The sequence below is a fragment of the Paenibacillus alvei DSM 29 genome (assembly GCF_000293805.1).
Lineage (GTDB): Bacteria > Bacillota > Bacilli > Paenibacillales > Paenibacillaceae > Paenibacillus_B > Paenibacillus_B alvei.
On the sequence record NZ_AMBZ01000017.1, the window covers coordinates 1 to 8189 of the forward strand.

Genomic DNA, 8189 nt, shown 5'->3' on the forward strand with positions numbered 1-8189 from the left:
CCAAGTATTTGTTTTTGTGTGCCAGTGTCGAGTTGCGCGAACCACTGAGCTGTTTCTGCAATCTTATCAATTACCGGTTGCAAACTCTCAAAGACGGCCAGAAGCGCCGGCACGAGAGCATCCCCCATAGTAATGGCAGAGTCATTTATTTTGTTTCGAAGAATCTGTATCTTACTGGCGGTCGTCTCGTAGCGTGTCTCAGCCTCTTTTGTCAGGGCGATATTCTCGGCCCACGCCTTCGTTCCGACTTCCATACTGTTTCTAAAGAGGTCTCCCGCTCCAGATGCACGAAGCAATGTATCCCGGACACGGATTTCACTCAGACCGAGCTTGTCTAGCATAAGGAATGTATTTTCCCCCGCCTTTGACATGCGCCCCAAGCCTTCAACAAACGCAATCAACGCCTGTGACGCGTCGCGTTGGAAGGTCTCTTTGAACTGTGCTGAAGTCATGCCAGCGACTAAGGCAAAGTTGTCCAATGATTTGCCGCCGGTTTGTGCAGCCATTGCCATGTCGATCATCACACGGGAAAAGGCTGAACCACCGGCCTCTGCTTCTATACCAACGGAAGACAAGGCCCCCGCGAACGATAGAGTCTGCGCCTCAGTCAATCCGATCTGATGCCCTGCACCAGCAAGACGCAGCCCCATTTCGACAATCTCACTTTCAGTCGTGGCGAGGTTGTTTCCGAGAGCAACCACTGTCGAACCCAATCTGTCGAAGTTTTTCTGCGGCATTTGCGTGATGTTTGCGAGACGAGCAAGTGCAGTTGCAGCCTCATCGCTTGCCATGTTCGTTGCTACACCCATGTCGGTCATGGTCCGCGTAAATCCCATCAGGGCTTCATTTTTAATTCCGAGCTGCCCCGCTGATTCTGCAACCTTTGCAATCGATGTAGCTGCAGCAGGTATTTCCTTGGACATGTCCCTGATTTCTTGTTTAAACTCAGCTAATTTTTCTTTTGAAGCATCCACTGTCTTTACAACCCCAGTGAATGCCGTCTCATAGTCAACGGATGCTTTTAGCGCTGCCCCGCCAGCAGCCGCCAGCGGTGCCGTAATCAGCATAGAAAGGCTTGCCCCTACTTTTGTCATTGCCGTACCGACCGATTCAAGCTTCCGAGCAGATGCTTCAAGTTTGTTGGAAATTTTGTCCCATGCTGCGGCTTGCTTCTCGATTTCACTATTCGTTGATTGAAGCTCATGGTGCATGCGGTTGTATTCTGTGACCGCCCGGTTGAGTTGGCGCTCCAAGTTCTGCGTTTCTCGGGCATCTCGCCCTTTGGCGGCAACTGCCTCTTCGTGCTTGCGCTTTAGCTGCAAAATCTTCTGTGCTTGTATGTCCATCTGCCGGGAAAGGGCATCTGCTTTGAGTTTCAGCCCCTCCTGAGAGTTGGCATGCTCGCCGAGCTTCGATGAAGCAGCTTGGAATTCTGACTGAACAGCCTTCATTTGCCGCCCAAGCGCAGCCATCGAAGTTTCTACGCCCGTATCTTCCATTGATAGTTTCGTGACTAGATTGGCAACTTCTATTTCTGACAAGTATTTTTCACCCCCGTTCCTAAATGAAAATATCTATATAACCTGGCGGCACTTCTGCCTGTGCAGGCGTTGTGTTATCAAGCCCGTTCACCCTTTTATGGACTTCCCATAGGGCGAACAGCTTTCGTGGCGTACAACGCCAAAAAACCGCCTCACTCATTCCGAGTAGGACGGTTCCCATGTAATATAGCCAAGCCCAGTCCCAGCCTTCGTTTTCATCAACAGCGGCCAAGGACTGGGCATCTAATTTTTTGCTTCAGGAAGTGTTCCAGACACCGCCAACAGAAGCTTTTCACTAAATTCAGTCGCATTTTGTACCGTTAGCATTGCGCCTACTTCTTTTTCTGTAAGTGTTTCATCCTCATGTAATAAACCTGCCCATAGAAATGCTCTCGCCGCTTTAAGTGAGCCAGACACAAGTGCATCAATCGCTTTTTTTCGCTGCCATATATCCCTTCAAGTGCAATAAATGCGTTCAAGTCATAACAAAGTGTTCGCTCTTTATCCAACGTCACTGGAACTTTTACTATTTGAATGGGGTTTGTCACCGTATCCCTCCTATAAGTTGAAAATTTAAAAAAAGAGAGGGCTTGCGCCCTCCTCATGGATAAGTTGTTATGGTGTTGGTGTTTCCGAATACACTTTTTTAAACCAGTTAGAAATAGTCTCAGGCTTTACGCCCGTTTCTCCACTATCAACTCGATAGCGCCAGTTGCCGTCATAGATGCGTTTTAAAAATGTCCCGCTAATCGTTGGCGTTTGAAACTCCGGTGTGCCAGCAGCCGTTTTCGCTTCTTCTGTCGGTAATTTGAAGCGTCCTTTTAAAAGCCAAACGTAACGCACAGCACCTGTAGCGGTCTTTCTTTCGAAACCAAGCGCCACCTCTGGTGCTTGGTCATCGGCATTATCAACGAGGACACCATCAGAGTTTTTTTCAGCCCAAGCAAATCCGCTTGAATATCGAATGGCAGATCGGTAATCCCAATCTCAACTGTGATTTCTCCGAGTGCGTTCGCAGTGAGCAAAGGCCCATCGTCGGCGAAGAGAGTCGCCGAGTTTACTGTCGGCGTGATATTGGCTGTTATGGCTGGCGCAAGCCGTTTAGGTGTGGAATACTCCACGCCTGTCTCATCATCCTTTATGAGTTTGGCGTAATGCATATTTTTCAACCCCACTGCTGCTGTTTTTGTTGACATTCGATCATCTCCTAACTATTGTTTTAAATCTTAAAATCTTTCGGTATGTCCCCGTTTCTTTCTCGTACCGATCATTTGCCCCTGTGCGGACGAAACCCAGTTGCTCCATCACGCGGTTTGCCTCAATAGAAATAGGCCCCGTGTTTCCACGGGACCATACGTCTACTTGGATATGGATTTCGCTTGTCATAGCCTCATCATCGGCATAATTCCTATCTAAGTTGCTTAGTTCAAAGAATGTCAGATATGCATCCGGCGGATCGTCTGGCGCGACTTCCGGCCAAATAAATTCACCGCCAAGCAAGTTAATGAGATAGTCATTCCCCAGCAACGATTCTATAATCTTGGGTTTAAGATCAATCAACCGTCCCTCACCCCTTTCTGAAACTCCTGAATCATGTACTGTTTTGCTGTATCCTTTTCCTCTACGAATGCAGGATAGATGTAGGGCTGAGCTGTCGTCTTTTTTGTACCGAACTCAAGTAAGTGTGATCTCCAAGAAGTTTTTTTACTCTGCCCGATTAGCACAAACTTCACACCGTCAACCCTACGAACACCCGAAACCCTAATATCATCCCGGATATGTTGTGTTTCTCTATCACTAACGGCCACTTTCTCCCGCTGTGCGTCTGCTATGATCTCCCCCGCCCCGCGAAGCCCCTTGTTCACAAGGCGTTCAGCACCGTTCCCCATCCTGACTCGTATAGTTCGCAGCATTTCGTCAACACCTTGTAGCTCTACTCTACCGTCAGCCATTTGTCTTCTCCGTGGTCATAAGATGGGTTTCGGAACGATCCCCCTTAGGATCATCAAGGGCGGCATAAATCTCATATATTCGGCCTTTTTCCATTATCCTCATACCAGCTTTAATGTCTTCACGATAGCGAATTTTGAAGCGAATTGTCTTTTCATGTTGAACTGCTGCTGCAGCAAAAAACTCTCGCCCTCTTAACGTCTCACGCGAAGCCCATACAGTGATAACATCTTTCCAAGGCTGATTCGGTATTGGGTATCCCGCTCCGTCCTTGGAACCCCCTTTTTTCTGAATGACGATTCGTCTATTCAGTCTTCCGGTGTTTAACTTGGGGCTATACTTAAATGGTTGCAGTCGAATCACCTTCTATCTGGATTGACTCAAGCGCTTTGCCAAGGTTCAAGTTTGTGATCTGCGTCTGAAAATTGTTGTAAAAAAATTCGAGCGCATCGTTATATGCATAACGGGAGCGCTCGAATACTAATTCTTTAAACACCTCATGGGTGTGAATGTCATACTTTCCGCAAATCCTCGCCAAATCCTCATGTGAAGCCCTCAGAATCCTCGTTAGGTTCCCGTCTTCATCATCATCCAAGTGCATACGATCCTTGAATTCTTGCAGGATATCAGGTGTGATCAACATTCGCATCACTCTTCAAGGCTTTCTCCGCTTCAATCGCTTCTTTCTTCCCCTTCACTTTTTCGCCATTAGAGAGCTCGTACGTTCCACCACCAGCGTGTTTAGGAAAGTCCTCTTCTCCTTTGCTTCCATCCTCCTCGATCTCATGAATGTCCGCTAGGAAGATTTTCTTGTACTGTGGATGAACATTTGCCAAAAACTCGATACGCTCCAAATTTGTTTTGTATCCTTCCGCCGGATAAACGTCACCCGCTTCATAGATGTGATCATCATGATCTTTTTCCCTGAACTGATTGACAACCTTTGCTTGTAAGCCCACTTATATCCCTCCTTAAAGAAGTAAGAGACCCGTAATTAAGGGGTATCTACGCCTTTAGTCAATTTCAATTTATAGATTGCAGCTACTTTGTTATCCCGCGGCTTACCATAAGCGAATGTTTTAGCCACATGAAGGTTGCAATCTTCGAGTGCAAGCGTCTCTTTGTACTCCGTGACTTCTACACCGCCGCCACGGTATGCATCGTAACGATCTGTTACGAAGGCAACAACTTCACCAACTGTTGCGAAAATAGACTCAATTAAAATAAAATTGAAAGGCAATTTCGTGATGTAATCACCTAATGAATTTTGAGAAGTAAACTCAGCTTTTAAATCCCAAGAGTCAGATGGATTGATAATCAATGCGACCTTTCCATTGACATTTAACGGCTTGCCGTCTTGCTTGGTAGATAAATGCTTCCCGATGCTAGCAAACTCACGAATAATTGTCTTTGGATCAGCCAAAGACAAAGTTCCATCCACGGTTTTTTTGGCATGTCCATTCGTCGGATCTACTGCCGCTTCCAAGTCACGAATCAAGCCAATTGGTTGATGCTTAACTGGCCCAACGCCATTGATTACTGCATTTTCCAAGGCTATAGCGTACGTTTCGGTAATTTGCGCACGTACATACGCTTCGACCCAAGTCGGGCCGAACTTTTTAAGGTCTTTAGGAAGTACCACGAATGCTGTGAGTTTCGATTGTGCGATGTTTTCTTGTTTAAATACAGCATTCAATTGACCTTTGATATCCCCGAAGATAGGCCCCCATACAGCAGCGCCTTCATATTCAGAAGTGATTGCAGTCATCGTTACTGTACCGAGGTCTTGGAAGTTGATGACTGACAGCAAAGGATGCTCAGTAGTAAGATCATCATAAATACGTTCGACAATGGTTTTAGGGAGAATGATTTCATCAGTAAAACCATCGGACTGAACAACAGCATTGTAGAATTTTTTCTCTTCCGCCGTCAAAACGTTTGCGCCGCGATTAGCCAAAACTACATTGTCCAAGTTAGTTGCTGCAACTTGATTCGTGATTTGAGTTGTTAGGGATGTTACCAGCGCATCTTGCATTTCTACCCAAGCTGACTCGATTTCTTCTGAAGTAGAAGCATCGTTCTTCACGACATTTGCATAGTTCAGTTTTGCATTTTCATAAGCATCTGTGTGTTTGTTTAATTTCATCGGCATTGTTCATGACCTCCATATATTTTTGAATTAAAAAAGAACCCTGCGCTTCTTCCCTGTGTTTGCAGGTAATGGCGGTGGTTCTTGATTTTGATTCTTGTAATTATCGAATTCAGTTTGTAAACTGAGCAGCTGAGATTTTAACTGAGTCATTTCATCATCTCTATTACTAGCGATAGTTGATGTAGCGAAGCCGATCTCAATCGCTCTTTGAGCACTAAACCAAGTTTCGTTATCGACCATATTGCGGATTTCTTCACGACTAGCATTCGCTTTTGTCATGTATATGTCGATAATACCTTCTTCTAGTTGTTCGAGCAGGTCAGCTTCTTTTCGCATATCTCGTTTTGTTCCCCAAACAATTGTGCTCGCTTCATGGATCATTAGCATAGATCCGAGTCCCATAATAGTTTCATCTGCTGCAGCTGGAAATAATGAAGCTGCTGAGCATGCCCAACCATCCACACGGACAGTAACCTTTGTATTGTGCTTCGCTTTGTAATCCATTAGTCGATTGTAAATAGCGATACCATCAGCAGCATCACCACCAGGACTATTCAAATAAATTAAGATATTACCTGTTGTATTCTTTAATACGCCGTCTACATCTGAAGCCGAGATAGAATCTTCCCACCATGAGTTACCTATGATTCCATAGATGGTCATTTCAGTTGTGTTGGATGTTTCATTGTAGAAAGTTTCAAATCTACGTTCAATCTTTTCGAGTTGATTTACATGAGCTTGATTCTTGAACGATTTAAAAAAGTCTTGCTTTGTGAATTTAGGCATTTCCTTCTTCACCCCCTTTCGAAGCTCTTTCATAGTTCTTCGTTAACACATATTCTTCTAGTGCTGGATTATCCACTGGTTCATCCCCTAGCTTGATTCGGATCTCGTTACCATTGTATACGCCGCTTGCTCTTAGCTTGTCTACTGCTGTCGCTACCTCAAGAGGATTCAATTCAGCTACACCGCTAACTTCAATTCGTTTCCCTTTCAGATATTCTTTTTTATCGATGATTTTAGCGTTTAACTCATCCCTTATCTTTTTTATAAATGGAGCTATGCAAAATTTGATATAAGCTTTTATTGCCGTTTCATACTCTGCCATATCGCCATGTATCAAGCTATTCGGAATGCCTAAGATGTTCGCTACATCATTCGTTAAATCACGCTTTAACTTCGATAGCTCATCTACTGATTTTCCATTGTTCGAACCATCATTTACTTCGTTGTATGTGAAGCCTTTTAACTTCGGCACCAGAGCTACAACGTTTTTCTTAAAGGCTGTAAACAATCTATCGATGAACTCTTGGAGTTTCGCCATGTTGTCTTTTTCTAATGATTGATTTGTATCGAGTTCAACAACGCCGCGGATCTGATTGTTTAACTTTTGCACCTCTATCATTCGTGTGAACAAATCCGAATAATCCTCAAAAATACTATTCAAGAACTTCGACAATTTCTCATTGTTGTACGTTAGATATATAACTTCATCCATTCTGAATGTTCGATTGAACCTATAATTCTTCACTACTACATCCTTGAATATATCAGGATATACTGCAAATTCTTCACGATAGAAACTATCAGCAATCAGTAAGTTATTGTCATCTGTAAGTATTACAAGCACTTCATTGTCATAGATTAACCTGTACACAAATCGTTGCCAGAAGTCAGCTGCAGATTGATCTGTATTCGGTCTGACATTCAACAAGTAATCCCAATCATCTTTAATTCGCTTATTATCTTGCACGATCCTGAATTCACTTTGACTAATCGTCCTGCCAATGAAATTAATATTTGTTTCAAGTGCTATCTTTTTGAGATAATCCCGAGTAGAAACTTCATCAAGCAGGTCAAAATCGTAACTCTCATTTATTTCACTGTTACGTCTCCAAATGCCGTCTAAAAAACCCACCCTCTTACTCACCCCCTTTTAGAAGCTCAGTAATTTCAATGCGTCTAATGTGTCATCTATCGTGTCCTCGCTCAATTCCTCGATACGATAAAGTCCACAAATAAGCGCTTGAAAACCGTCTGTTTTCCTTCTGATCGGCTCTTTCTTTCCGTATACCTTGTTCCCGTCCTTTTTAATACTGACAAGAACATTGTTGGCATACCAGCGCATTAAAGGATTGTCGCCCCAAATGAACATTTTCTTTGAGAAATACATCTCTACACGCGGCGCCAGCAGCCCGTGAATTGCTTCTGGCCTGCGGATCACTTCAACTTCGAACCCTACCGCCTCTAGCATAGGCTTGAGCATTTCCATGCGGTAGTTATCGCCTATAATTTTTTTGATGTTATATTTCATTCGCATATCAACAAACCAATTCACAATGTGTTCAAGGTTAATCATTTCCTCATCCAAGACTGTTAGAAGCCCTCTGTTTTCCCATTCCTTTATAGGAGCAAATTTCTGTTTCGTCTCTACTTCTCGCATGGAGTAACCGTAGTATTTATCTACAAATTCCTTACGAGTGAATGAGTGTGTTATGAATGGAACCTTACCATCGTGCTTGAAGACAAGCCCCACGGATGCGAAA

General features: G+C 44.1%; 12 protein-coding genes and 1 pseudogene. All 13 read right to left on the reverse strand.

The window, feature by feature from the left end; genetic code table 11:
• Positions 1–1541: phage tail tape measure protein (locus tag PAV_RS30060; protein WP_081505874.1), on the reverse strand; the 1541-nt coding region annotated here is incomplete at its 3' end.
• Positions 1542–1560: 19 nt separating this feature from the next.
• The gene (locus PAV_RS30065; RefSeq protein WP_040737357.1) at positions 1561–1773 is read right to left on the reverse strand and encodes a hypothetical protein; all 213 of its coding nucleotides are present in this window, start codon (positions 1771–1773) and stop codon (positions 1561–1563) included.
• Between the two features lie 100 nt (positions 1774–1873).
• Entirely contained in the window at positions 1874–2089 is a 216-nt protein-coding gene (locus tag PAV_RS30070; protein ID WP_005552238.1) for a hypothetical protein, read from the reverse strand.
• Between the two features lie 67 nt (positions 2090–2156).
• A pseudogene (locus PAV_RS37830) lies at positions 2157–2737 on the reverse strand (major tail protein).
• A gap of 4 nt (positions 2738–2741) precedes the next feature.
• Positions 2742–3101, reverse strand: a complete 360-nt coding sequence (gene gp17, locus PAV_RS30080; protein WP_005552241.1) for a tail completion protein gp17 — start codon at positions 3099–3101, stop codon at positions 2742–2744.
• Entirely contained in the window at positions 3098–3493 is a 396-nt protein-coding gene (locus tag PAV_RS30085) for an HK97-gp10 family putative phage morphogenesis protein (protein ID WP_005552242.1), read from the reverse strand. Before PAV_RS30085 ends, gp17 begins: the two co-directional genes overlap by 4 nt.
• A complete protein-coding gene (locus tag PAV_RS30090; protein ID WP_005552244.1) occupies positions 3486–3854 on the reverse strand; it encodes a phage head closure protein in 369 nt (122 codons plus the stop codon). Before PAV_RS30090 ends, PAV_RS30085 begins: the two co-directional genes overlap by 8 nt.
• Complete coding sequence (locus PAV_RS30095) at positions 3832–4140, reverse strand: hypothetical protein (protein WP_040737360.1); 309 nt, start codon at positions 4138–4140, stop codon at positions 3832–3834. Before PAV_RS30095 ends, PAV_RS30090 begins: the two co-directional genes overlap by 23 nt.
• The gene (locus PAV_RS30100; protein WP_005552247.1) at positions 4118–4450 is read right to left on the reverse strand and encodes a hypothetical protein; all 333 of its coding nucleotides are present in this window, start codon (positions 4448–4450) and stop codon (positions 4118–4120) included. Before PAV_RS30100 ends, PAV_RS30095 begins: the two co-directional genes overlap by 23 nt.
• Before the next feature lie 35 nt (positions 4451–4485).
• Complete coding sequence (locus PAV_RS30105; protein WP_005552248.1) at positions 4486–5643, reverse strand: phage major capsid protein; 1158 nt, start codon at positions 5641–5643, stop codon at positions 4486–4488.
• Between the two features lie 27 nt (positions 5644–5670).
• Entirely contained in the window at positions 5671–6429 is a 759-nt protein-coding gene (locus tag PAV_RS30110) for a head maturation protease, ClpP-related (protein ID WP_005552249.1), read from the reverse strand.
• A complete protein-coding gene (locus PAV_RS30115) occupies positions 6422–7561 on the reverse strand; it encodes a phage portal protein (RefSeq protein WP_005552250.1) in 1140 nt (379 codons plus the stop codon). Before PAV_RS30115 ends, PAV_RS30110 begins: the two co-directional genes overlap by 8 nt.
• 18 nt (positions 7562–7579) lie before the next feature.
• The coding region (locus PAV_RS30120) for a terminase TerL endonuclease subunit (RefSeq protein ID WP_040737366.1) at positions 7580–8189 on the reverse strand (610 nt) is incomplete at its 5' end.